This window comes from Acinetobacter dispersus (assembly GCF_009884975.1).
GTDB lineage: Bacteria > Pseudomonadota > Gammaproteobacteria > Pseudomonadales > Moraxellaceae > Acinetobacter > Acinetobacter dispersus.
This window is the reverse complement of the sequence record NZ_CP041970.1, coordinates 2277058-2302708: the sequence shown is the minus strand read 5'-3', so window position 1 is coordinate 2302708 and position 25651 is coordinate 2277058. Positions and strand designations below refer to the sequence as shown.

The window sequence follows — 25651 nt, the reverse complement described above, 5'->3', positions numbered from 1 at the left end:
GATGGGTATGGTCATCGGAAAAATTGCCAGAATTTGTATTAAATAGGAAGCCAAGCCAATGGCTGAAACTGACATTGCTATGCCAGAATCAACACCAGTTGATTCCCGCCCTGCATTTGCAATTGTAGAAGAGCTCAAAACCAAATTTGGTGAGAACTTCTACGTGCAGACGACTTTTGAAGAGTTTCCAACAGTCTGGGTTGAGCGCGCACGCGTGCAAGAAGTCCTTATGTTCCTCCGTAAAGTGGAACGTCCTTATGTGATGTTGTTTGACTTATCAGCGGTAGATGAGCGTTTACGTGTTCACCGCGATGGTTTACCAGCATCTGACTTCACTGTGTTCTATCACTTGTTATCGCTTGAGCGTAATAGTGATATTCGTATTAAAGTTGCGTTGAATGAAAATGATTTAAGCATTCCAACTGCAACCAACATTTGGCCAAATGCCAACTGGTACGAGCGTGAAGCTTACGATATGTTCGGTATCGATTTCGCAGGGCATCCTATGCTCCGCCGTATCTTGTTACCAACCTATTGGGAAGGTCACCCATTACGTAAAGAATATTCAGCGCGTGCGACAGAATATACGCCGTATATGCAAGACCAAGCAAAGCAAGATTTCGAACAAGAACACTTACGCTTTGTACCAGAAGACTGGGGTCTAAAACGCGGTAATGACGACGAAGACTTCATGTTCCTGAACTTGGGTCCTAACCATCCATCTGCGCACGGTGCTTTCCGTGTGGTGTTACAGTTGGACGGTGAAGAAGTGAAAGACTGTGTACCTGATATCGGTTATCACCACCGTGGTGTGGAAAAGATGGCTGAACGTCAAACATGGCATTCATTCATTCCTTATACCGATCGTGTCGACTACCTCGGTGGTTGTGCGCAAAACATGCCATACGTGATGGCAGTTGAGCAGCTTGCTGGTATTAAAGTCCCTGAGCGTGCACAAGTCATTCGTGTGATGCTGAACGAATTGTTCCGTATCAATAACCACTTGTTGTTCTGTGGTACAGCGATTCAGGATGCGGGTGGTATGACCCCTGTATTCTATATGTTCGCAGACCGTCAAAAAGTCTATGACATCGTTGAAGCAATCACGGGTTACCGTATGCACCCAGCATGGTTCCGTATTGGTGGTACAGCACACGACCTTCCAAACAACTGGCAAAAACTTGTTAAAGAGTTGCTAGAGTGGATGCCGAAACGTTTGAACGAGTACTACACAGCGGCGCTTAAAAACTCAGTGTTTATTGGTCGTACGCGTAACGTTGCGCAATACGATGCTAAATCTGCGTTGGCTTGGGGTGTAACGGGTACTGGTTTACGTGCGACGGGTATTGATTTTGACGTTCGTAAATATCGTCCATACAGTGGTTATGAAAACTTCGACTTTGATATTCCAGTGGAATATGAAGGCGATGCATATGCACGTGTCTTGGTTCACTTCCGTGAAATTACTGAGTCGTTGAAAATCATTCAACAGTGCTTGGACAACATGCCATCTGGTCCTTATAAAGCGGATCATCCATTGGCTGTTCCACCACCGAAAGATAAGACATTACAAGATATTGAAACCTTGATTACGCACTTCTTGAGCGTATCTTGGGGTCCAGTAATGCCTGCTGGTGAGTCATCATTTATGACGGAAGTAGTGAAAGGCGCGAGTACTTATTATTTGACTTCAGATAAGTCAACCATGAGTTACCGTACCCGTATTCGTACACCGACATTCACTCACTTACAGCAAATGCCTTCAGTGATTAACGGCAGTTTGGTTTCTGACTTGATCATTTATTTGGCGACCATTGACGTGGTTATGGCTGACGTGGATCGCTAGGGGTAAACGATTATGATGATTTTGACTGATAAAAAACCACGTGTGAATGTTGAAGGGATTTTGACTGCTGACGAAATTCATGACATTGAACATCACATTGGTCATTACCCGTACCCACGTGCAGCCTCTTTGGATGCTTTGAAGTGTGTACAGCGCCGTAATGGTTGGGTAGATGATGCACAAATGAATGCGATTGCACAGTTGTTGACGATGAGTGTGGCGGATCTTGAAGGTGTTGCAACTTTCTATAACCGTATCTACCGTCAACCGGTTGGTCGCCATGTGATTTTATTGTGTGACTCAATTGCATGCTTCTTGATGGGTGCAGAAACTTTGGCAGAAGCATTCCAGCGCGAGTTGGGTATCCAGTACGGACAAACTACAGCAGATGGTCGTTTTACCTTGCTCCCAATTTGCTGTTTAGGCAACTGCGATAAAGGTCCAACTTTAATGATTGATGAAGATACTCACGGTTTGGTGGACGTGTCATCAGTTAAACAGTTATTGGAGAAGTATGTATGAATACTGAACCAAAACCAATTTATGGCGACGGTAACCCAGAAACGCATCCATTGACTTGGCGTTTGAGCAAACAAGAGTTTGTTCGTGCGGCAGATGAATACGAAGCACTTGAAGGTTATGCTGGCTTTAAGAAAGCATTGAGCATGCCGCCAAAAGACGTGCTTGAAGTGATTAAAGCTGCGACGGTCAAAGGTCGTGGTGGTGCAGGTTTCCCAGCGGGGATTAAATGGTCATTGATGGCACCAAATGATGGTGGTCCACGCTATTTGATTTGTAATGCCGATGAAATGGAACCAGGTACCTTTAAAGACCGTTTGTTGATGGAAAAACTTCCTCATCAATTGATCGAAGGCATGCTGATTGCAGGTTATACCTTAGAAGCAACTCAAGGTTATATCTTCATCCGTGGTGAATATGTTGAAGCAGCTCAATACTTAAATGAAGCATTAGAGCAAATTCGTGCCAAAGGTTACTTGGGTGACAACATCCTTGGAACAGGCTGGAACTTTGATATGCATGTTCACACTGGCGCAGGTCGTTATATCTGTGGTGAAGAAACTGCATTGATCAACTCGCTTGAAGGTCGTCGTGCCAATCCGCGTACTAAGCCACCATTCCCGCAAGTTGCAGGGGCATGGGGCCGTCCAACGATTGTCAACAACGTTGAGACCTATAACAACTTGCCAGCGATTATGCTTCGTGGTCCTGAGTGGTACATCAATCTTTCTGCTGGTAAGTCGAAAGATCCGGGTACCAAGATCTATGGCGCATCAGGCAAAGTTAAATTCCCTGGTCTTTGGGAACTTCCATTCGGTACAACAGCGCGTGAAGTGATTGAAGAACATGCGGGTGGTATGCGTGATGGTCTTACTTTGAAAGCATGGTTACCGGGTGGTGCTTCGACTGACTTCTTGGCAGCTGAGCACATTGATTTGCCAATGGATTCTGAAACAATCATGAAAGCGGGTTCACGTTTAGGAACCTGTTTGTTGATGGTTGTGGATGAAACTCAATGTATGGTTTCTGCAACACGTAATTTAGAAGAATTCTTTGCACGTGAATCATGTGGTTTCTGTACACCATGCCGTGATGGTTTACCTTGGGCAGTTAAAGCGCTTAAAGCACTCGAAGCAGGCGAAGGTAAGAAAGAGGATATCGATCATTTACAAGAACTTACTCGTAAATTGTGGATTGGTAAAACTTTCTGTGCTCACGCACCAGGTGCGATGGAGCCGCTTATGGGCGCACTTAAATATTTCCGTGGCGAGTTTGAAGCAAAGGTTAAAACCCATGCTCCTGCTCTAGACGTAGAACAAGCTTAAGGAATTCGACTATGGCTACAATTCATGTCGATGGAAAATCGTATGAAGTCAACGGCACTGAAAACTTGCTACAAGCATGTTTAAGCCTTGGCATCGACATCCCGTATTTTTGTTGGCACCCATCCTTAGGTTCTGTTGGTTCTTGTCGTCAATGTGCGGTGACTCAGTACGCAAATCCTGAGGACACACGTGGACGCTTGGTGATGTCATGTATGACACCTGCTGCCGACAATACCTATATTTCGATTGAAGACAAAGAAGCAACGGATTTCCGTGCGTCGATTGTTGAATTCTTGATGACGAACCACCCGCACGACTGTCCAGTCTGTGAAGAAGGTGGTCACTGTCATTTACAAGATATGACCGTCATGACGCAACATGACCGTCGTCGCTATCGCTTTACCAAACGTACGCATTACAACCAAGAGTTGGGTTCGTTTATTGCGCATGAGATGAACCGTTGTATCGCATGTTATCGTTGTGTGCGTTACTACAAAGATTATGCGGGTGGTACGGACTTTGGTGTCTATGCCAATGCTTCACGTGTTTACTTTGGTCGTCCAGAATCAGGCACTTTAGAGTCTGAATTCTCTGGTAACTTGACTGAAGTTTGTCCAACGGGTGTATTCACGGATAAGACCCATTCAGCACGCTATAACCGTAAGTGGGACATGCAGTATGCGCCAAGCGTATGTCATGGCTGTTCTTCAGGTTGTAACATTTCTCCGGGTGAACGCTATGGCGAAATCCGTCGTGTTGAAAACCGTTTCAATGGTTCAGTGAACCAATACTTCCTTTGTGATAAAGGTCGTTTCGGTACGGGTTATGTGAATCGTGAAGATCGTCCACGTCAACCGCAGTTCCGCAATGGTGAAACTGTTGCGACTGTGAGTGTTGATCAGGCACTTGATCAAGTGATTACTCAACTTCAAGGCAAGAAAGTGTTAGGTATTGGTTCACCACGCGCAAGCTTGGAATCAAACTACGCACTGCGTGAATTGGTTGGACAAGACAACTACTCAACAGGTATGTCGCAAAAAGATCAAAACTTGGTTGAGTTAGCTGCATCAATCATGCAAACACAGGGGATCTATAACCCGAACATGCGTGAAATTGAAAGCTATGATGCGGTGTTGATCTTGGGCGAAGACTTAACTCAAACTGCGCCACGTATGGCATTGTCAGTTCGCCAAGCTGCGAAAAACAAAGCCAAAGAAATGGCTGCTGCAACACGTACGCCAGACTGGTTAGCTGAACCTGTACAACGTATCGGTCAAGATGCAAAATCACCAATCTATATCCTTGCTGCAACTCAAACGCGTTTAGCCGATGTAGCAACAGGTGAAGTGGTTGCATCACCAAATGATATCGCACGTTTAGGTTTCGCGGTTGCTGCTGCTGTTAAAGGTGAAGTGCTTTCTGGTTTAGCTGATGATGCCAAAGCATTTGCGCAAACCATTGCAGATACTTTGAAAGCAGCGAAAAAGCCATTGATTATCTCTGGTACCAGCTTACAAGATCCTGCGATCATGGAAGCTGCAGCTCAAGTTGCACAAAACTTAGGTGAACATGCAGGCTTGTCATTGACTGTTCCTGAAGTGAACTCAATGGGCTTGGCGCTGTTTGGTGGCTTAAGCTTAGAACAAGCATTTGCACAAGATTATGATGCAGTGGTTGTGATTGAAAATGACTTAACTCGTCGTTTACCAGTGGCTCAAGTGAAAGCTGCATTTGACAAGGCTGAAACTGTGATCGTACTCGATCATAGCGAAACTGAAACCTTGAAACTTGCAGATATCGTACTTTCAGCAGCAAGCTTTGCTGAAGGTGACGGTACTGTGGTTAGCCAAGAAGGCCGTGCACAACGTTTCTATCAAGTGTATGACCCAAGCTACTACAAACCTGAATACGCGATCAAAGAATCATGGCGCTGGTTACATGCCATTGAGACAGGTCTCAAAGGCAAAGCAGTCGATTGGACATTGCTTGATGATGTGATTGATGACATCGTGAAAAATGTTCCTGTGCTTGCTGCAATTGAAGACGTTGCACCAGATGCCGGCTATCGTATCCACGGTTTGAAAATTGCACGTGAACCACGTCGTTACTCAGGTCGTACCGCAATGCGTGCGCCGTTATCGATTCACGAACCTAAGCAACCAACGGATATCGACTCTGCATTAACGTTCTCTATGGAAGGTTATGTAGGGAATCAGACTGCATCTTCATTGGTACCTTTCGCATGGTCTGCGGGTTGGAACTCACCACAAGCTTGGAATAAATACCAAGATGAAGTGGGTGGTCACTTAAAAGGTGGTGATTCGGGTGTACGTTTATTCGATCGTTTAGCAAAACGTCCTGCGCGTAGCTATGTAGCACCTTCAGCTGTTGTTGTGAATCCTGAAAGCTTCCGCCTTGTGCCAATGCACCATATTTTTGGTTCTGGCGAATTCACCATTAAAACACCTGCGATGGAATCTCGTATTCCTGAAGCAATGTTTGCTGTGGGTGAGCAAGATGCGACACGCTTAAATGTTCAAGATGGTCAACGTATTACAGTGAAAGCGGGTGAAACGAGTATTAGCTTGCCAGTACAAGTGATCGAATATTTACCAACAGGTTATATCGGTTATCCAATTGGTTTAGCACCAACTGTTTCATTGGCAGAGCCTGTTTCTGTGGCGGTAGGAGTGTAATTCATGAATCAAGAAATTATACGTCAAACGCCACTTTGGGCTGAGAACTGGCCAATCGCTTATTCAGTGATTCAGGCGATTGTGATCTTGCTTGTGGTGGTTTTGGTTGCTGCTTTGATGTCATTTATTGAGCGTCGTCTCTTGGCATTATGGCAAGACCGTTATGGTCCAAACCGTGTCGGTCCGGGTGGTATGTTCCAGATCGTTGCCGACATGCTCAAGATCATGTTCAAAGAAGACTGGACACCAAAGTTTGCTGATAAGTTGACTTTCCGTTTAGCACCAGCAGTTGCGATGGCAACTGCGGTACTTTCGTTTATGGTGATTCCAGTAAGTCCTACACTGGGCGTTGCGGATATGAGTATCGGCCTATTGTTCTTTATGGCAATGGCGGGTATTGCAGTTTATGCAGTGTTATTTGGTGGTTGGGCGTCTAACAACAAATACTCATTACTCGGTGGTCTTCGTTCTGCTGCTCAAACCATTTCTTATGAAGTGTTCTTGGGTATCTCGTTGATGGGTGTGGTTGCGATTGCAGGTTCATTCAACCTTCGTGAAATTGTTGAAGCACAACGTGATATGTGGTTCATCATTCCTCAGTTCTTAGGTTTCTTGATCTTTGTGGTTGCGGGTGTTGCGGTTACGCACCGTCACCCATTTGACCAACCAGAAGCTGAACAAGAATTGGCTGAAGGTTACCATGTTGAATATGGTGGTATGAAGTGGGGGATGTTCTTCGTTGCGGAATACGTCAACGTTGTTTTGATCTCTGCTTTGATCGTGACTTTATTCTTCGGCGGATGGCTTGCACCATTTAACTTAGAAATTCCATTTGTTCCACCATTATTCTGGTTCGTGATTAAAACAGCATTCTTTGTAATGATGTTTGTCTTGGCGCGTGGCTCGTTAATGCGTCCACGTTATGACCAAGTGATGAACTTTGGTTGGAAAGTTTGTTTGCCATTGGCGTTGGTCAACTTGTTAGTGACTGGTGCTGTGATTCTGATGAATCAGGCCTAGGACAGCAGGGAGTACAAAATGTATAAAATTCTAGCTGGCTTTGGATCGATTGTACGTTCGTTATGGATGGTGTTCAGCCATGTAACACGTAAACGTGACACGATCTTATATCCAGAAGTACCAGGTGAACAAATTGCGCCTCCACGCTATCGCGGTCGTATCGTATTAACGCGTGATCCAGATGGTGAAGAGCGTTGTGTGGCATGTAACCTTTGTGCGGTTGCATGTCCAGTGGGCTGTATTTCATTGCAAAAAGCGGAAAAAGAAGATGGACGTTGGTATCCAGAATTTTTCCGTATTAATTTCTCACGCTGCATTTTCTGCGGTATGTGTGAAGAAGCATGTCCAACCACAGCGATTCAGATGACACCAGATTTCGAACTTGGTGAATATGTACGTCAAGACTTGGTGTATGAGAAAGAAAACTTACTCATTTCTGGACCTGGTAAATATCCTGACTACAACTTCTATCGTGTAACTGGTATGGCTGTGAGCGGTAAAGAAAAAGGTCAAGCACAAAAAGAAAGTGCACCAGTAGATGTACGGAGCTTATTACCATGATGTGGCCATTTTATTTGATGGCACTTGTGGCCATTGTTTCGACAGTACGTGTTGTGACCAACACCAATCCTGTGCATGCATTACTTAGCTTGATCGTTTCTCTTCTTGCGGTTGCTGGCATTTTCATGATCGTGGGTGCGCCGTTTGCGGCTGCCCTTGAGATCATCGTTTATGCAGGTGCGATCATGGTCTTGTTCGTCTTCGTTGTCATGATGTTGAACCTTGGACAAGATACCATTGAACAAGAAAGCAAATGGTTGACTTCAGATGCTTGGGCTTTTCCTGCACTGATGAGCTTTTTATTGGGCTTAATTTTGGTGTGGATGCTCGGTGGTGAATACACCACGATTTCTGCACCAATGGGTACAGAAGTTGTTGGGCCTAAAGCAGTCGGTCAAGCACTATTTACTCACTATCTATTATTGGTAGAAGTTGCCGCGATGTTATTGCTTGCAGCACTTGTTGCAGCATTCCACTTAGGCAAACGTGAACCAGGTGCAGAAGAGGATAAAGAATAATGGGACACATCCCTTTAGAACATGGTTTGATCGTTGCAACCATCCTTTTTGCACTGGGTTTTTACGGTGTAATGGTGCGACGCAACCTTTTATTTATGCTAATGAGCCTTGAGGTGATGATGAATGCTGCTGCGTTGGCATTCGTCTTGGCAGGTAGTGTTTGGGCTCAGCCAGATGGACAGATCATGTTCATTTTGATCCTGACGCTTGCTGCAGCAGAGGCATGTATTGGTCTTGCGATCGTCCTTCAGTTTTATCATCGCTTCCATCACTTGGATGTGGATGCTGCTAGTGAGATGCGCGGATGAGTACATTATATTTAACCGTTTTATTTCCGCTCATTGGTTTTATCCTTTTGGCGGCAGGGCGTGACAAACTTTCTGAAAATGTAGCTGCCATTATTGGCGTTGGTTCAGTTGGTTTATCTGCGTTATTTGCTTTAATTGCCGGTCTTGCATTTACCAGCAGTGGTCAAACCGTTTTTGTTCAACACTTATGGACTTGGTTCAGTGTTGGCGGTTTTGAGCCAGGCATCAGCTTACATTTAGACGGCTTGTCATTATTGATGACAGGTATGGTCACAGGTGTTGGCTTCCTGATTCACATCTTCGCATCATGGTATATGCGTGGTGAAGAAGGTTATGCGCGTTTCTTCTCTTATTTCAATCTATTCGTTGCCAGCATGTTGTTGTTGGTATTGGGCGATAACTTGGCGTTATTGTTCTTAGGTTGGGAAGGTGTAGGTCTGTGCTCTTACTTATTGATTGGTTTCTACTACTCAAACCCTGCAAATGGTTGGGCAGCAATCAAGGCATTCACAGTAACACGTGTGGGTGACGTATTCTTACTCATCGCATTGTTCTTGCTCTATCAACAATTTGGTACTTTGAATATTCAGTACATTGTTGAAAATGCAGCGACGGTTATGACGCAAAGCTCATCATTGTCGATCTGGACAGCATTGATGTTGTTCTTGGGTGCGGCGGGTAAATCAGCGCAAATTCCATTACAAACTTGGTTAGCTGATGCGATGGCTGGTCCTACACCAGTATCTGCATTGATCCATGCTGCAACAATGGTTACAGCGGGTGTGTACTTATGCTGCCGTATGTTCTCTGTGATGGAAATGGCGCCAGAAGTAATGCAGTTCATCTCGATTACAGGTGCTGTGACTTTACTGGTTGCTGGCTTTGCCGCATTGGTTCAAACCGACATCAAACGTATCTTGGCTTACTCAACCATGAGTCAGTTGGGTTATATGTTTATGGCGGTGGGTGCTGAAGCGTACCAAGCTGGTTTATTCCACATGTTGGCTCACGCATTCTTCAAAGCGTTATTGTTCCTTTCTTCAGGTGCCGTAATTCTTGCATGTCATCACGAACAAAACATTTTCAAAATGGGTGGATTACGTCACAAGATTCCATTCGTATTCTGGTGTTTCGTGATCGGTGGTGGCGCATTGGCAGCACTTCCAATCGTGACTGTTGGCTTCTTCTCTAAAGATGCGATCTTGGGTGCAGTATATGCACAGTCTACAATTGCAAATCTTCCACTTTACAATACCTTGTACTGGGTTGGTGTTGCGGGTGCATTCTTAACGTCTATCTATACTTTCCGTTTAATCTGGGTGGTATTCTTCGGCGAAGAGAAAACCCATGCACATGCGATTCATGGCGTCACTTACTGGGGGCCGCTTGCAATTCTTGCTGCGTTATCAACAGGTATCGGCTACTTCCTACAAGCGCCAGTTGCAAAATTACTGACTGCTGCAAGTATTCCAAGTTTTGTTGTTCCTGAGAGCTTAGAAGCAGCTGTTGCACATGCTGAACATTTAGCAAGTGGTGTTGCCCTCGCTGGTTTAGCTGTGGGTATCTTCTTATTTGCTTTTGCATACGGTGCAGTAAAAGCTTTTGCTCAAACATCTTTGGGTTCAGGTTTAGCGCACATTTGCCGTACAGCATTTGGTTTCGATGCTTTGTATGACATCGTATTTGTAAAACCTTATTTATTGATTGCGAAAATTTTAGGTCGTGATCCAGTTGACGGTTTATGGTTAGTACTCCCTGCAATTGTGAAGGGCGGCAATAGCTTTACAAGTTCGCGTCAAACAGGTTCATTACGTGAATACGCTTCAAGCATGTCACTCGGTGTAGTGGTGTTATTGATGATCTTGATCGTGATTCAGGTTGTGGGGAAATAAAATGGAAAACAATTTAATTTTACCCGCACTGATTTTAGTTCCTTTCATTGCTGGTTTTATTTGTTGGTTAGTCGATAAATACGACCAACATTTGCCGCGCTGGATTGCCTTGATTGGTATGTTGATTACCTTCGGTTTGGGCATTGCACTGTGGCAAAGTGGTACATTTAGCTACGAGTTGGGCGGTAAAGTCCCGACTTGGGCGGCTGAATTCCATCTTCCATGGATTCAGACTTTAGGCATTAGCATTCACTTAGCGGTGGATGGTTTATCTCTACTTATGGTGTTGTTGACTGCATTACTGGGTGTACTTGCAGTTGGCTGTTCATGGGGTGAGATTCAAAAGAACGTTGGTTTCTTCCATTTAAACTTACTTTGGAGTTTGGGTGGGGTCATCGGTGTATTCTTGGCGATTGACTTATTCTTGTTCTTCTTCTTCTGGGAGATGATGCTCGTACCAATCTATTTCTTGATTGCGTTATGGGGACACTCAGGGTCGAATGGTCGTTCGCGTGTTTATGCTGCAACTAAATTCTTCTTATATACTCAAATCGCTGGTTTGATCATGTTGATCGGTATCTTGGGCCTCGTGGTCTATGGATACATGATGACAGGTATGATCGGTTTCGATTACAACTATCTATTGGCTGTTGCGAACCACTTACCACCTGAAGTTGCTTATGCATTCATGCTGTGTTTCTTCATTGGTTTTGCGGTGAAATTACCAGTATTCCCATTACACGGTTGGTTACCTGATGCGCATGCTCAAGCACCAACAGCGGGTTCTGTGGATTTAGCGGGTATCTTGATTAAAACAGCTGCGTACGGTTTGCTTCGTTTCGTAATTCCATTCTTCCCGGCAGCATCAGCACAATTTGCTGATATCGCCATTATTCTGGGCTTGATTGGTATTTTCTACGGTGCATTCTTAGCGTACCAACAAACAGATATGAAACGCTTACTTGCGTACACGTCTATTTCGCACATGGGTTTCATCTTACTTGCAATTTATGCAGGTAATATCCTGACTTTCCAAGGCCTCATGATCATGATGTTGGCACATGGCTTGTCATCTGCTGCATTGTTCATTATGTCGGGTCAAGTGTACGAGCGTTTACATACACGTGATTTACGCTTGATGGGTGGTCTTCGTGGCCAGCTGCAATACTTGCCATTCTTCTTGATGTTCTTTGTTGCAGCATTGGTTGGTGTACCAGGTCTAGGTAACTTTATTGGTGAATTCCTGATCTTGATGGGTTCATTCAAAGCTTATCCAGCGTTCACGATCATTGCAGCAGTGAGCTTGGTATTCGCTGGTCTTTATGGTCTGATTCTGATTCACAAAGCATTATTTGGTGAACCAAACCCAGAGCAAAAACAGCACTATACCAGTCCGCTTAAAGATCTATCTGCACGTGAGGTCACTATTTTGATGATCTGTGCGATCGGTTTGGTTTGGTTAGGTATTTACCCGCAAACATTCTTGGATATGTCTCATTCAAGCATGCAATGGTTAGTAAATAGTTATATGCCAGTACAAGAAGTTGTCGAAACTGTTCAACAGGCTGCAACTCAACTTGAACATGTGGAGATGCAATAAATCATGAACTTCACAATTTCTTTTTCTGAGCTAATGCCACTTGCTCCCGTGATGATTGTGGCTTTGACCGCAATCGTCGTGATGTTATTAACTGCGATTAAGCGTAATCACAATCTGATTGCAACAACTTCGGTTGTGGGTTTAAACCTTGCTGCAATTTATATTGGATACACCATGTTTAGTGGGCACTTTGCACCAGTAAACGTGATGGGCATGTTTATGGTTGATCCATTTACCATGCTCTATCAATTCCTGATTCTGATTGCTGCTTTAGCGTGCTGTACTTTATCTCATGCCTATATTGAGACCTATAAGGACAACCGCGAAGAGTTGTATATCTTGTTACTGTGTTCAGTGACAGGTGCAATGTTGTTGGTTTCAAGCTCACACTATGCAGCTTTCTTCATCAGCTTAGAATTGATGTCGATTCCTGTATACGGCATGTTGGCGTATACCTATCAACGTAGTCAGTCTTTGGAAGCAGGGATTAAATACCTTGTACTTTCAGCGACTGCTTCTGCAATGTTGCTCATGGGTATGGCGTATATCTATGCATACACAGGTTCATTGTCATTCTATGACTCTGTTCAGGCATTGTTTGCTGCGATCAAACAACCAATGGTGTTATTGGGCTTAGGTTTAATTACCTTTGCTGTTGCATTCAAACTTTCACTTGCACCATTCCATAAATGGACGCCAGATGTTTATGCAGGTGCACCAGCACCTATGGCAACCTTCTTGGCAACAGCTGCGAAAGTTGCAACGATTGGTCTATTTGTACGTTACTTACTTACTTCTGGTACAATCTTGGTTGAATCATTAGTGACAGTCATTACCATCATTGCGGTATTGTCGATCGTGGTGGGTAACTTACTTGCAGTTCGTCAAGTCAACTTGAAGCGTATCTTGGGTTATTCATCGATTGCACACTTCGGTTATTTGTTGATTGCTTTAATCAGCATGACTTATGCAAGTCTTGGTAGTGTGACTGTTTATGTAATTACCTATGTATTGACCACAATCGGTGCATTTGGTGCGGTTGCATTAATGTCGAGCCCGTATAACAATGTCGATGAAGCACAAAGCCTTGCAGACTACCGTGGTTTGTTCTGGCGCCGTCCGATCTTGACTGCAACATTAACTGTAATGATGTTGTCTTTAGCAGGTATTCCATTAACAGCAGGCTTCATTGGTAAGTTCTTGGTGGTGATGGCTGCGGTGACAACGCAACACTGGTTCTTGGCTGCAATGATCGTGGTGGGTAGTGGTATCGGTTTATACTACTACTTACGTGTGATGGTGGTGATGTATATGACTCCACCAGATGTACCACGTATTGATGCGGATGCCCATTGGGGAAGCAAAGTTGGTGGTCTTATGGTCCTTGCTGCTGCGTTATTGGTATTGGTGATGGGTGTTTATCCAGATCCAATGATTAACTTGGCATTGAAGGCAGAGATCCTTTCTCCGTTGCACTTTATGTTGTCTCAACAACAGTAATCGTCGGATTTGTACAAAAAAGCCTCCAAAGTTGGAGGCTTTTTTATTGATGAGTAAAAAAACACTTTATAATGGAGTGAGATTAATATTACCTAGGTACTCATTCGTGTCGATTCAAGAAATCCGTCATCCGCTTATTCGCCATAAACTTGGTTTATTACGTCGTTCAGATATTAGTACCAAGAACTTCCGTGAATTAGCGCAAGAAGTCACGATGTTACTGACTTATGAAGCAACAAAGGATCTTCCTGTTGTTGATCATGAAATTGATGGGTGGGCAGGGAAAGTCTCAACTCAGCGTATCGCAGGGAAGAAAATCACAATTGTTCCGATCTTGCGTGCTGGTATTGGTATGCTTGAGGGCGTTCTTAGCCTGATTCCAAGCGCGAAAGTGAGTGTGTTAGGTTTAGAGCGTGATGAAGCAACTTTAGAAGTGCGCACCTACTATAAAAAGTTGGTGCCTGATGTTGCCAATCGTTTAGCCATGATTATTGATCCAATGCTTGCAACAGGTAATTCTTTAATTGCTGCAATTGATGTATTGAAAGCAAGCGGCTGTAAAGATATTCGTGTCATGGTCTTGGTTGCTGCGCCAGAAGGTGTAGCGAAAGTAGAAGCTGCACATCCTGATGTGTTGATCTATACCGCATCGATTGACCAAGGTCTGAATGAGGAAGGCTATATTGTTCCTGGTCTGGGTGATGCTGGCGACAAGATTTTTGGTAGTGTTCAAAAAGATTGATTTTTGAAACATTCATAAAAAGAGACTTGATCTCATCCTGAAGCAGTTTTGGGGATAGATTGAAAGTCTCTTTTTTATTTTTATATACTGTGATGATCAGATTTGCAAAGTAGGATAAATGTCATGAAGCAAGAGTTCTATCAGGGAAAAATTAAACAATATAATCCAGACAAAGGCTTTGGTTTTATTGGGACCTCTGAAGGGGATGTGTTTTTTCATATTTCCGAGTATCCAGCTGGTGGCGAACCGAAAAGAAATGAAAAAGTGAAATTTGTGGTCGTTGAAAATGACGGAAAGTACAAAGCTACAAAAATTGAGCTTGTTGATCCAAATCCAGCGAAAACCAGAAAAACTAAAATAACGACGCACAATAATTCGATCACAACCGAATTGTTATCGAACTTCCGTCGTTAATTGGCTTTTGCTCGCTCTTCACTGTGCTTGAATTATGATGAGAAAAGAGGCTTTTAGCCTCTTTTTCTTTCTATAGGATCTAAATACGATCGCCTCTTCATTGCTCTATTGCGGCTAATCAACTGTTGAACTAAGTCCGAGAGGTAAAAAGCATTTCATAGGTTATTGAGTTAAAATAAATTATGCGAATTCTCATCATAAGATTTTTATATTTATTAAATAAATAGGTATTATTTTATTAATGATTTTTATTATCATTTGTTAATTAATCTTATATACTGTGGTCAAATTTTTATCGGGGTTTGATCACGTGAAAAGAATATCTTGTTTCTATCTCTTATCGCTTTGCCGATGTTTGCTGTTGCAGATGATAATACCGTTTTACCAACCATTACCGTAAAAGCTGATTCACAGGCAACGGATGCGACAGGGAAGCTTAAAAAAGATGCCAGCTTAGGTATTCTAGGCGAGAAAGCTGTATTGGATACGCCATTTAGTATTCAGTCATATACAGAGCAGGCAATTAAGGATAAGCAGGCCGATTCGATTGCGGGCATTCTTAAAAATGATCCAAGTATTCGTACCACCACCAACAGCGGACATCTAAACGAAAACTTTATGATTCGCGGTTTTGCCGTGACATGGGAAGATGCCAATATCAATGGTTCTTATGGGATGTCACCCAGTGGTCGGACCCCAACAGATATTTTGAGCTCTGCTAGTGTACTAAAAGGACCAAATGCGTTGATTGCTGGGATGGCACCAGGTGGCAGCGTTGGTGGTGTGGTGATGGCTACGACCAAACGTGCTGATCGAGATTTGACCCAAGTTTCAGCCATGTACGAAGATGGTGGCTATTACAAATCAGGTTTTGATGTGGCTCGTCGTTTTGGTGAAAATCAGGAGTATGGTGCACGTGTCAGTGCGACCTATGGGCAAGGTGAACATATTGTTGACGGCTTAGAAGATAAGAATACCGCGGCTGTATTCGCACTCGACTATACGACTGATCAAGCTAAAGTTAACTTCGATGCCTACACTACACGTGACAGCCGTGATGGTGGTTCACCAGCCATGATTTCTTTTGCGACTTTGAAAAATGTTTTAGCTGCTCCAGACGGTAAACTTAATTATTTCCCGCATTTAGAGGGTATGCAAAGTGCCAATTATGTAGGCTTGTCGGGTGAATATAAGCTTTTACCAAATTTAAAAGCATTTGCTGGTGCTGGATTTAACGAGCGTGAATATCGTGGGCATTTATTTGGTACACGTATGGTCGTACGTGATTTACCTGCCAATTATTGTGTGAGCGCTACTCAATGTCTAGGAAATACCAAGCCATTAGTGGGTGCGAATGGTGATGCGTTGGCACAATATTATCGAGTTGGTTCAAAGGAACATAACACAACCTTTAATGCGGGCTTAGAAGGTCAAATTTTCACGGGTGATATTTCTCATACGTTGGCATTCCGTGCGGATTATCTCAAGCGTAAATACAGCCAACATAAAGGACGTGGAGCAGCAGAGGTTTACTTCCCAACCAATATTTATAATCCAAGTAGCGAAGGGCATATGCCAAATACTTGGCCTGAAATTATTCCTACTGCTGATGATGTATATGTCAGCTATAGTTTGAGTGATCAAATCTCTATGCTTGATGACAAGCTACAGTTTATTTTAGGGGTACGCTATCAAGACATGGATTTAAAAGCGCTTACGACCAATACTAAACTGAAGGATGATAAAGTATCTCCAAGTGCAGCAATTGTCGTGAAACCTTTTGGTGAAGAAACCTCGTTCTATGTGAGCTATGTTGAAGGCTTGGTTCGAGGTGCAACAGTAAGTGTTGCAACTGATGCAAATTACAATAAAACCTTTGCGCCGTTTGAAAGCAAACAATATGAAGTCGGTGCAAAATATCAGGGGGATCGCTGGTTACACACGCTAGCACTGTATCAAATCAAAAAACCAAGCACGTTGACGGATACATCTTATCGAGATCCAAATAATTCAAAGATTACACAAATCACAACCGACGGTGCTGAGACCGAGTCAAAAGGCGTGGAATATGGTTTTTCAGGTAAAGTGACGGATGATCTGATCGTTTATGGTAACTTGGCTTATATTGATACCAAATACAAAAAAGCGATTTTAAGTGGTGGAGTGAATGTATCTGGTAATACTATTGAAGGAACACCAGAATTCACTGCAGGTGTTGGTGTGGATTATCAAATTCCATTTGTTGAAGGGTTAAGCGTAAATGCCTTCGTGACTTATGTCGATGATCAATATTTAACGGCTGATAATACACTCAAGTTACCTGATTACACCTTGGTCGATTTAGGGGCGAAATATGCGACTAAACTGGGTGGCGTCAACACAACTTTCCGTGCCAATGTCGATAACGTTGCTGACAAAAAGTATTGGGATGGTGTGTTCACTAGTGGCTTTACCACTGTAGGCGCAGGTCGTACCTATAAGTTAGGTGTGAGTTTCGACTTCTAAATGAAAATAAAAAACGCTTCCAATCGGAAGCGTTTTTTTATTCTTAAATAAATTAAACCTGATCTTCGCAGAATTGCAAAAAGGCTTTTAACCCTGGTCCTTGATACTTCTGACGATGCACGAGCATGTAGAGGGGGCGAGTTAATTCCCAGAAAGGTGTATCGATAATCACCAACTGACCTTTTTCTTGTAGCGGCTCAATCGCCAGTCTTGAAACACAAGACATGCCTAAACCGCCTGCTACAATTTTTAAAATCGCTTCATTATGACCTAGCGTTAAACGGATATTGGCATCAGGAAGGTCTTGTAAAATAGCATTGTCAAACACTTCACGTGTACCTGAACCTTCCTCACGTAAAATCCATTCAACATCATTAAAATCAGCTGGACTGATTGGGCGGTTCAACTGTGCTAAGGGATGATCAGGTGCACAACAAACCGCTAACTCGTCATCGCGCCAATGGATGCATTGCAATTGGGGTAAGTGGCAAGAGCCTTCAATTAAAGCTAAATCCAGTTGAAATTGATTGACGGCTTCAATCATTTGACGGGTATTGCCGACTTGTAATTGTAAATGGGCTTTTGGATGACGTTGTAAGAAGTCAGCCATCAAATCAGGCATTAAATAATCACTGATGGTAAGCGTTGCGCCTAAGCGTAGATCAATACTTTGTAATTCACCCTTAGCCGCTTGTTCAAAAGAATCACAGCGACCTAAAATTTCTAAAGCTTGTGGGAGTAAAAAACGTCCCAAATCATTGAGTTGTAATCGTTTACCCAAACGATCAAAGAGTGGTGCACCGAGACCATCTTCTAAATCTGCTAAAGCCATACTTGCCGCACTTTGTGTAAGTCGGACAGCATCGCTCGCTTTGGTAACAGTTCCTTCTTGAGCGACCGCCACGAAAACAGCCAACTGGCGTAATGTCATGCGCATGTTAAATAGCCTTAATGTTTTTGAGTATCCATCAATTATTCGATCATGCTAACATGAGCCTACTGTTTCGTGCCACGTTCAAATCATGTCAATTGAAAAATTTAGCTTAGAAAAGGTTTTGTCTGTACACCGTTGGACTCATAATTTGTTTAGTTTCACGATGACCCGACCAGCTCATTTTAAATTTACCGCAGGTCAGTTCGCGCGTATAGGTTTAATGGTTGAAGGGGAATTGGTTGTTCGTGCTTATTCAGTTGTATCTTCACCCTTCGATGAAACTTTAGAATTCTTTTCAATTGTTGTTCCCGATGGGGCATTTACCTCGAATCTACAACATCTAAAAGTGGGTGATGAGCTTTATCTTGAAAAAATCTCTTATGGATATTTAACGCTGGCACGTTATCAGCAGCCTTTGCCGCAGGATTTATGGTTATTGGGTACAGGCACAGGGTTAGCACCATTTTTATCGATGTTGCAAGACTTTGAAACATGGAGCAAATATCAGCAGATCAATTTGATATATAGCGTACGTACTGAATCTGAGCTGGCTTATGTCGAACGTATCCAAGAGATTGCGGCATTGTTTGGTGAGGGGCATACGGGCTTTAAGTTCATTCCAATCATTACCCGTGATCCGAATGCAGCCCTACATGACCGTTTACCAGTTTTAATTGCCAATGGTGAATTAGAAAAAGCAGTGGGTCTACCTTTTAACCGAGACAGTAGTCATGTGATGTTATGTGGTAATCCGCAAATGGTGGAAGATACCAAAGAAGCACTGAAGCGACGTGGTTTAATCATGAATCGCCGTGGCGAAGGCAATATTGCGGTAGAAAATTATTGGTAATAAGTCGTGCGTGGAAGAGGATATGTTTTAATGAACAAACATATCCATAAATTCACGAATTTCTTGAATCGCGGTATCTACATCTGTGGTTAACCAGGTTGGTTCAAACAGCCCGATATAATGTTCCAAGCGATCTTGTGGGACGACCAGACGAACTGGACAATCTTCTTCAAGTAAACGCCAAGGCAGGATTGGAACTTCATTGTCTAAAAATGGCTGTACATTGCGAATATCGACAATCATTGCATTGATACAATCAGGCAATGGCATCACTGAAAACTCTTCTGTACGACGACGGAAGTACTCTAAATCGCCCCATTTCAGGATATAGCTTGGTTTATTAAACTCAATAATTCCAATCAAATGTTCATCGCGTGTGTGATGTAAAAAACATTGATGTGTGACATCAGTGTCTAAATCAAGAGAAACACTTTGCTGGCTATAGGACATAAAGCAGAACGGCTGAGAAAGAAGGCGCGTATTATAGCTTATTTTAACGTATTCTAAAACCGACTATATTTTAAACAAAAAATAAAATAATAAAAGTAGAGTTCTGCAACTGCTGCAACGATAGTCCGAAGCTTCTTCACACAATGCTACATAGGGTATTGTTAATATAAAACTTGAAAAGTAACAAGGATGAGGGTTGCTATCATGCATGATTTTAGTAAGCCACAACCTCATGTGGCGAGCAAAGAAGAAATTACCAAAAAGAGAAGATTACCAGTTTATATTCTGATTTTAGTGGGAATCTTCCTGATTGCATTACTTGTATATATGGTTGCTGATCATTCGGCCAATCCAACTGCTCAAGTGATCATGTCACATATGCAGTCGGCTATTCTGAATGCTTAAGCAGGCATATCTTTAGACCAAACTAATTCATAAACAAAGCTCATTGGTGTGAATCAATGAGCTTTTTGCAAAATTATGAGACCTTTTTGTTGTATTAGTGCTGCCATTGATTGATTGGAAAATAGACAAAAACTATGGTGGAAGTATCCATAAATCATGTTCTTAATGCTAGAGCGTTTATCAATGGATTTTTAGCAAGATTTAAAAACACACTATAAGGATAACAACATGAATGATTTTTTTAGTGACCCCTCCAATCGCGGAGGATTTGATGCAATGTATTACTGGGATCAATTTCATCCTATCTTTGCTGCTGTTGTCATCCTACTTGTTGGTTGGATTGTTGCTTTAGTTATTGCAGCAGGCGTAAAGAAATTATTGCAAAAGCTTGATACCAATCACAAGTTGTCTACAGCAACGGGTCGTACTCCAAATATTGAGAATCTCGTGTCCAAACTGGTATTTTGGTTCGTGATGATCCTTGCAGTAGTCGGTGCTTTAAATGTTTTAAATATTAGTGGTGTGAGCGATCCATTTAGCAATATGGTGGGTCGCGTCCTCGCTTATATACCGAACTTGCTGGCTGCTGTTGCTGTGGGTTTCATTGGCTGGATTGTTGCACGTTTGGTTCGTGCAGGTCTAACAAATGTACTTTCCAGAACTGAGTTAGATGAGAAATTAAGTGGCGAAGTTGGTGTGAGTTCACTCAGTACCAATATCGGCGAGATTTTTTACTGGTTGGTTCTATTACTGTTCTTACCAATTGTTTTATCGATTTTAGGTCTAACTGGTTTGCTGATCCCTGTACAGAATATGGTGAATGAAGCAATTGCTTATCTACCGAATCTGTTTATTACAGGTGTAATCATTTTTGTGGGCTATATACTTGCGAAAATTGTGCGTGGCATAGTTGAAGGCTTGAGTAATAGTCTAGGCTTGCAAGCACAAGCGGAGAAGGTGGGGCTGTTTAAAAACTCCAATGTGTCTAAATTCTTAGGCTCATTTGTGTTTGCCATCATCATTATTACTACTTTAATAGTGGCCTTTGAAGCTCTTGGTATTCAAGCGATTTCTCAACCTGCAACTGCCATGCTTAATCAAATCATGTATGCAATTCCACAAATCATTGCAGCTGGTTTGATTCTAATTGTGGCTTATATCGTCTCCCGTTTTGTGGGGCGTTTAGTGGCTGAGCTGATCTCTGGCGCAGGCGTTGATGAAATTCCAATGAAGCTGGATTTACAACGCTTCCTTGGACAAACCCGTGTTTCTGACGTGATCGGTTGTTTAATTGTTTTCTTTACCATGCTGTTTGCAGTTTCAGAAGCAGCCAATCGACTTGGATTAGAGCAAGTTAGTGTATTGATTGCGATGTTTATCCAGTTTGGTGCAAGCATCCTGCTTGGCGCTGTGATTCTAGTGATCGGCTTTTGGCTGGCCAATATTGTTGCGAATATTGTACAACGTGGTGAATACAACAGTTCACGTTGGTTAGGCAATCTGGTTCGTATTCTCATTATGGGCTTAGTGATTGCAATGGGTTTAAAAGCCATGGGTATCGCTGATTCCATTGTGAATTTGGCATTTGGTTTAACACTTGGTTCAGTTGCAGTCGCATTTGCATTGGCCTTTGGTCTAGGAGGACGTCAACCTGCGGAACGTTTGCTGACGGATCTTTTAGATAAAGCAAAAACTGAAGGCAATAAACCAAATCCGTTGCATAAGGATGAGGTTAAGCCAGTAGTTCCTGTGAGCCCAACAGCACCAACGACTCCTGTGAGTCCGACGCCAACGTCATCAGATACTCCGGCGAATCCAACACCACCAACTCCGCCATATTCGGATGAATAGTAAAAATAATCTTTGATTTTTTTAATCAATTCGACCACTCTAAGCAGGGTGGTCGTTTTGTTTGTATAAGCGCTATTGAGCTTTATTTTGAGATTGTAATCGGCATTTTGAGCAGGCTTAAACGCCTCAAATCAAAAAATTGACCTAAAAAGCAATTCATTTATAGATAAAGTATCTCTAGTCTCTAAATAAAAAGTCTATAGGAGAATGAAATGAAGAGGCCAAATCGAGTATTCGCACCGATTATTATTGCAGGTATTACTGTCGGATTTTTAGCGAGTGCTTATAAGTTTGTGATTACTAAATCAAACTCTTCTTCTAAAGAGAAACCGCTTGAAAGTAGCCAGCAAATTTCAACCTCAGAAGCAGCCAACTCTTCTGATGAACATAACTAGAGCAGACCTCATCGTAAGAAGTCTGAAAGCTGTTATTTATGAGATTGCATTAAACAAATTGAGCCGCGGCTTGCGCAGAAGACCATGCCCATTGGAAGTTATAGCCGCCTAAATGTCCTGTGACATCGAGTACTTCCCCGATAAAATATAAACCTTTCTGTTTTTTGCTTTCCATGGTTTTAGAGGAAACTTCGCTGGTATCGACACCGCCAAGTGTCACTTCTGCTGTACGATAACCCTCAGTACCCGATGGTTTTACTGTAAAGCCATGTAGCTGTGTTGCAATATGCTCAAGCTGCAGGTCACTCAGATTTCCAATCGCTGTTTCGCTCTGTTCAGCCCAAATTAATTGTTGCAGTTCCAGTACGATACTTTTCGCTGTAAATTCGCTCAGTAATGTACGAAGCAGTACTTTAGGCTGTGATTTTTTCTTGTCTTTAAAGAACTGATTCAGCTCCTGACTTGGGAAAAAATCAATCTTGAAGCTTTCCCCAACGTTCCAGTAGTTGGAAAGTTGTAATGAACTTGGACCACTCAAACCACGATGGGTGAACAGTAGAGCTTCCGTAAATTGATGACGATCATTCACCAACGTTGCATCTAAGGCATTGCCACTTAAACGTGTAGTAACTGCTTTAAATTGATCGGAGAAAGTGAAAGGAACTAGACCTGCACGGGTTGGGTAGACATGATGTCCGAACTGCTGTGCAAGTTCATAACCAAAGCCTGATCCTCCGAGTGTAGGAATAGATAAGCCACCTGTTGCAACGACTAGCGATTCACATTGATAGGTTCCTTGACTGGTTTCAATGATAAAACTTGAATCTGCTTGGGCTGTGACTTGCTCTACTTCACAATGGGTTTGAATTTCAACCCGTTTGGTTTTGCTACATTCAGATAGCAAAAGTTCAAGAATTTCTTTAGCCCCTTTTAAGGTAAACAATTGCCCATGTTTACGCTCTTCATATTCGATGCCGTATTCACACACTAAACCAATAAAGTCCCAGTTGGTATAACGGGTTAAGGCTGAGATGACGAAATGTGGATTTTCAGAAAGGTAATTAGATGGTTCAACATCCAGATTGGTAAAGTTACATTTACCACCACCTGACATCAGAATTTTCTTACCCACTTTATTGGCTTTTTCCAATACCACAACCGAGCGCCCACGTTTGCCTGCTTCTGCAGCCAACATCAAGCCCGATGCACCAGCACCTAAAACAACAACATCAACTTGATGAACCATGGGGGAAATACTCGAAAGAGGAAAAGCGGGCAATTATAAAAGATTTACGCGGCTTTTAGTATGCTTTCAACTTTCCTTGTAACCCACCCGTATGAATCACCAAAATACGTGTATTTGCAGGAAAGTGATTTTGTTGAATTAAATCGAATAGCCCCATCATCATTTTGGCGGTATAGACTTGTTCTAAAGGAATTGCGTAGCGTTGTTCAAATTGCTGCATAAATTGCAGCAGTTCAGAATTGGTTTTAGCGTAGCCACCACAACAGTAGGCATCGGTTAAAGACCAGTTCTGCTTATTGGTCCACTGTTGAATATCCTGCTTTAAAAAGTCGCCTTTCAATGCAGAAAAGCCTAAAACCTGTTGTTGTGTTGAGCTGCTTTCAATCAGCCCTGCAATGGTTCCACCAGTTCCAACTGCACAGCAAATCACATCATAATTTTCCCGATCATTTTCGCTCAAAATTTCCTGAGTCCCTTGCAAAGCAAGTGCATTGCTGCCGCCTTCTGGAATGATAAAGGCTTGCGGATATCGCTGTTGTAATTGTTGTAAATATTCCACTTCATGACGCAGTCGATACTCAGCTCGGCTGACAAAATGCAATTGCATACCAAAATCGTGTGCAGTTTGAAGGGTTGGATTTAAGGTCTGTGAGCTAAGTTCCTCGCCACGAATCATACCGATACTTTGAAAACCGAAGTGTTGCGCGGCATACGCCGTTGCGGCGATATGATTGGAGAAAGCACCACCAAAAGTCAGTACTTGAGAAAAGCCCTGTTGTTGAGCAGCGAGCAGGTTGTATTTCAGCTTAAAAAACTTATTGCCTGAAATATGGGGATGAATCAGATCAAGACGTTTGACTGTTACTTGAACCGAATAGGGCAGTTGTAATGTTTGATAGGGTGTTGGAAAAGCAATGTGATCAAACATTTTCGAACAAGGGAAATGGATTTGATCACATTGTAAATGTATTTGATTGAGAATGTCAGTCTTGCGTTAGGAGTCGGTATCCACAGAAGTGATTACCGACATGCCTGGACGTAAATTTTCGATGCCTTTTTGATTTGGATCTATCGCAATACGCACGGAAATACGTTGTACCACTTTGGTGAAGTTACCTGTCGCATTATCTGGTTTGAGCACACTAAATTCAGAACCTGCTGCTGGGGAAATTTGTTCAACATGACCCGTAAATTTTTGGTGATTCATGGCATCAACCGTGAAGTAGGCTTTTTGTCCAATTTTCATATTGGCAATCTGAGTTTCCTTAAAGTTGGCAATCACCCATGTTTGGTTTGGAATCAGATAAAGCAATTGTGTTCCTGCCGCAACGTATTGCCCGACCCGTGGATTGACTTCACCCAACTGGCCATCCAAAGGGGCAACAATGGTACTGTAATCCTTGGTGGTATTGGCCTGATCAAGTTGAGCCTGCGCGCTATTTACTTGCGCTTTTAAACCCGATTGTGCCACTTGAGCTGTTTTCAAAGCCTCTTGCGCGACTAAAATATTGGCTTCAGCCTGTTTCAGTAAAGCATGATTGTTTTGTGCATCGGCTGCTGCTTTATCTTGTTCAGATTTTGAAGCCGCACCACTATCACCAAGTTGCTGATAGCGTTTTAATTGAGCTACAGACAAATCGTATTGTGCCTTGACCTGATCAAGTTTGGCTTGAGCTGCTGTGACATCGGCCTGACGTTGTGCGATGGCTTGAGTCTGATTGGCAAGACTATTTTCTGCCTGCTCCACACCAGAAACCGCCTGTGTCACTTTTTGATCATAGGTGGTGGCATCGATATGCATCAATACCTGACCTTGCTTGACCTGATCAAAGTCTTTGACTAAGACATCTTTGATGTAGCCATTGATCTGTGATGACAGAATCGTGGTTTTACCTTTTACATAACTATTGTCCGTTTGTTCAACGGCTGTATGAAAGGGGCCAATGCGCCATGCCCATAAAATAATGGTGATTCCAACCAACAGCACCAATAACATCCACCAAAGTGTTGAGCTTTTGGTCTTAATCAACTTACTGGTCGGTGGTGGAGGCGGTGGTGGCATTTGCACGACAGT

At 42.8% G+C, this 25651-nt stretch carries 23 protein-coding genes; 18 read left to right on the top strand and 5 right to left on the bottom strand.

The window, feature by feature from the left end; genetic code table 11:
- Positions 1-58 precede the first annotated feature (58 nt).
- The 14 genes from nuoC to FPL17_RS10435 all read left to right on the top strand — a co-directional run bounded on the left by nuoC (position 59) and on the right by FPL17_RS10435 (position 17446).
- Positions 59-1846, top strand: a complete 1788-nt coding sequence (gene nuoC / locus FPL17_RS10500) for an NADH-quinone oxidoreductase subunit C/D (RefSeq protein ID WP_004804769.1) — start codon at positions 59-61, stop codon at positions 1844-1846.
- A gap of 12 nt (positions 1847-1858) precedes the next feature.
- A complete protein-coding gene (gene nuoE / locus FPL17_RS10495) occupies positions 1859-2368 on the top strand; it encodes an NADH-quinone oxidoreductase subunit NuoE (protein WP_004804770.1) in 510 nt (169 codons plus the stop codon).
- The gene (gene nuoF / locus FPL17_RS10490) at positions 2365-3690 is read left to right on the top strand and encodes an NADH-quinone oxidoreductase subunit NuoF (protein WP_004804772.1); all 1326 of its coding nucleotides are present in this window, start codon (positions 2365-2367) and stop codon (positions 3688-3690) included. The genes nuoE and nuoF overlap by 4 nt, the downstream gene beginning before the upstream one ends.
- Before the next feature lie 11 nt (positions 3691-3701).
- On the top strand, positions 3702-6386 hold the full coding sequence (nuoG, locus tag FPL17_RS10485; protein ID WP_159884939.1) for an NADH-quinone oxidoreductase subunit NuoG: 2685 nt from the start codon (positions 3702-3704) through the stop codon (positions 6384-6386).
- Between the two features lie 3 nt (positions 6387-6389).
- Complete coding sequence (gene nuoH / locus FPL17_RS10480) at positions 6390-7406, top strand: NADH-quinone oxidoreductase subunit NuoH (protein ID WP_004804775.1); 1017 nt, start codon at positions 6390-6392, stop codon at positions 7404-7406.
- Between the two features lie 18 nt (positions 7407-7424).
- Positions 7425-7967 (top strand): NADH-quinone oxidoreductase subunit NuoI, encoded by a 543-nt coding sequence (nuoI, locus tag FPL17_RS10475; RefSeq protein ID WP_004655439.1) that lies wholly within the window; start codon positions 7425-7427, stop codon positions 7965-7967.
- The gene (nuoJ, locus tag FPL17_RS10470; RefSeq protein ID WP_171061079.1) at positions 7967-8485 is read left to right on the top strand and encodes an NADH-quinone oxidoreductase subunit J; all 519 of its coding nucleotides are present in this window, start codon (positions 7967-7969) and stop codon (positions 8483-8485) included. The genes nuoI and nuoJ overlap by 1 nt, the downstream gene beginning before the upstream one ends.
- On the top strand, positions 8485-8793 hold the full coding sequence (gene nuoK, locus FPL17_RS10465) for an NADH-quinone oxidoreductase subunit NuoK (RefSeq protein WP_004655436.1): 309 nt from the start codon (positions 8485-8487) through the stop codon (positions 8791-8793). The genes nuoJ and nuoK overlap by 1 nt, the downstream gene beginning before the upstream one ends.
- Positions 8790-10685 (top strand): NADH-quinone oxidoreductase subunit L, encoded by a 1896-nt coding sequence (gene nuoL, locus FPL17_RS10460; RefSeq protein WP_005191273.1) that lies wholly within the window; start codon positions 8790-8792, stop codon positions 10683-10685. The genes nuoK and nuoL overlap by 4 nt, the downstream gene beginning before the upstream one ends.
- Before the next feature lies 1 nt (position 10686).
- Entirely contained in the window at positions 10687-12285 is a 1599-nt protein-coding gene (nuoM, locus tag FPL17_RS10455; protein ID WP_005191270.1) for an NADH-quinone oxidoreductase subunit M, read from the top strand.
- A 3-nt stretch (positions 12286-12288) separates the two neighbouring features.
- Positions 12289-13785: an NADH-quinone oxidoreductase subunit NuoN gene (gene nuoN / locus FPL17_RS10450; RefSeq protein WP_159884937.1), complete on the top strand. Its 1497-nt coding sequence runs from the start codon at positions 12289-12291 to the stop codon at positions 13783-13785.
- 106 nt (positions 13786-13891) lie between these two features.
- Positions 13892-14527 (top strand): uracil phosphoribosyltransferase, encoded by a 636-nt coding sequence (gene upp, locus FPL17_RS10445; RefSeq protein WP_017402053.1) that lies wholly within the window; start codon positions 13892-13894, stop codon positions 14525-14527.
- A gap of 123 nt (positions 14528-14650) precedes the next feature.
- Positions 14651-14941, top strand: coding sequence for a cold shock domain-containing protein (locus FPL17_RS10440; RefSeq protein ID WP_159884935.1), 291 nt, complete (start codon positions 14651-14653; stop codon positions 14939-14941).
- Positions 14942-15292: 351 nt separating this feature from the next.
- Positions 15293-17446, top strand: coding sequence for a TonB-dependent receptor (locus tag FPL17_RS10435; RefSeq protein ID WP_159886844.1), 2154 nt, complete (start codon positions 15293-15295; stop codon positions 17444-17446).
- A 52-nt stretch (positions 17447-17498) separates the two neighbouring features.
- On the opposite strand, the gene gigC is transcribed toward FPL17_RS10435, so the two are convergent.
- Positions 17499-18383: a LysR family transcriptional regulator GigC gene (gigC, locus tag FPL17_RS10430; protein WP_151716040.1), complete on the bottom strand. Its 885-nt coding sequence runs from the start codon at positions 18381-18383 to the stop codon at positions 17499-17501.
- Positions 18384-18468: 85 nt separating this feature from the next.
- Here gigC and FPL17_RS10425 point away from each other — a divergent pair, with 85 nt between their 5' ends.
- The gene (locus FPL17_RS10425; protein WP_005191254.1) at positions 18469-19230 is read left to right on the top strand and encodes a ferredoxin--NADP reductase; all 762 of its coding nucleotides are present in this window, start codon (positions 18469-18471) and stop codon (positions 19228-19230) included.
- 27 nt (positions 19231-19257) lie between these two features.
- Here FPL17_RS10425 and FPL17_RS10420 read toward each other — a convergent pair whose 3' ends face one another.
- Positions 19258-19680, bottom strand: a complete 423-nt coding sequence (locus FPL17_RS10420) for a hypothetical protein (RefSeq protein WP_005191251.1) — start codon at positions 19678-19680, stop codon at positions 19258-19260.
- 204 nt (positions 19681-19884) lie between these two features.
- On the opposite strand from FPL17_RS10420, the gene FPL17_RS10415 reads away from it, so the two are divergent.
- From FPL17_RS10415 to FPL17_RS10405, 3 genes are all read left to right on the top strand, one after another.
- Positions 19885-20085: a hypothetical protein gene (locus FPL17_RS10415; protein WP_005191248.1), complete on the top strand. Its 201-nt coding sequence runs from the start codon at positions 19885-19887 to the stop codon at positions 20083-20085.
- 228 nt (positions 20086-20313) lie between these two features.
- Positions 20314-21936, top strand: a complete 1623-nt coding sequence (locus FPL17_RS10410) for a mechanosensitive ion channel (protein WP_151716038.1) — start codon at positions 20314-20316, stop codon at positions 21934-21936.
- A gap of 212 nt (positions 21937-22148) precedes the next feature.
- Complete coding sequence (locus tag FPL17_RS10405) at positions 22149-22331, top strand: hypothetical protein (RefSeq protein WP_005210765.1); 183 nt, start codon at positions 22149-22151, stop codon at positions 22329-22331.
- 49 nt (positions 22332-22380) lie between these two features.
- On the opposite strand, the gene FPL17_RS10400 is transcribed toward FPL17_RS10405, so the two are convergent.
- The 3 genes from FPL17_RS10400 to FPL17_RS10390 form a co-directional block, all read right to left on the bottom strand.
- Complete coding sequence (locus tag FPL17_RS10400; RefSeq protein WP_159884933.1) at positions 22381-23577, bottom strand: BaiN/RdsA family NAD(P)/FAD-dependent oxidoreductase; 1197 nt, start codon at positions 23575-23577, stop codon at positions 22381-22383.
- 55 nt (positions 23578-23632) lie between these two features.
- Entirely contained in the window at positions 23633-24505 is an 873-nt protein-coding gene (locus FPL17_RS10395; protein WP_159884931.1) for a 1-aminocyclopropane-1-carboxylate deaminase/D-cysteine desulfhydrase, read from the bottom strand.
- 66 nt (positions 24506-24571) lie between these two features.
- Positions 24572-25639 carry an HlyD family secretion protein gene (locus FPL17_RS10390; protein ID WP_228129595.1) on the bottom strand — a complete coding sequence of 356 codons (1068 nt, stop codon included), beginning with the start codon at positions 25637-25639 and terminating at the stop codon, positions 24572-24574.
- Positions 25640-25651 lie beyond the last annotated feature (12 nt).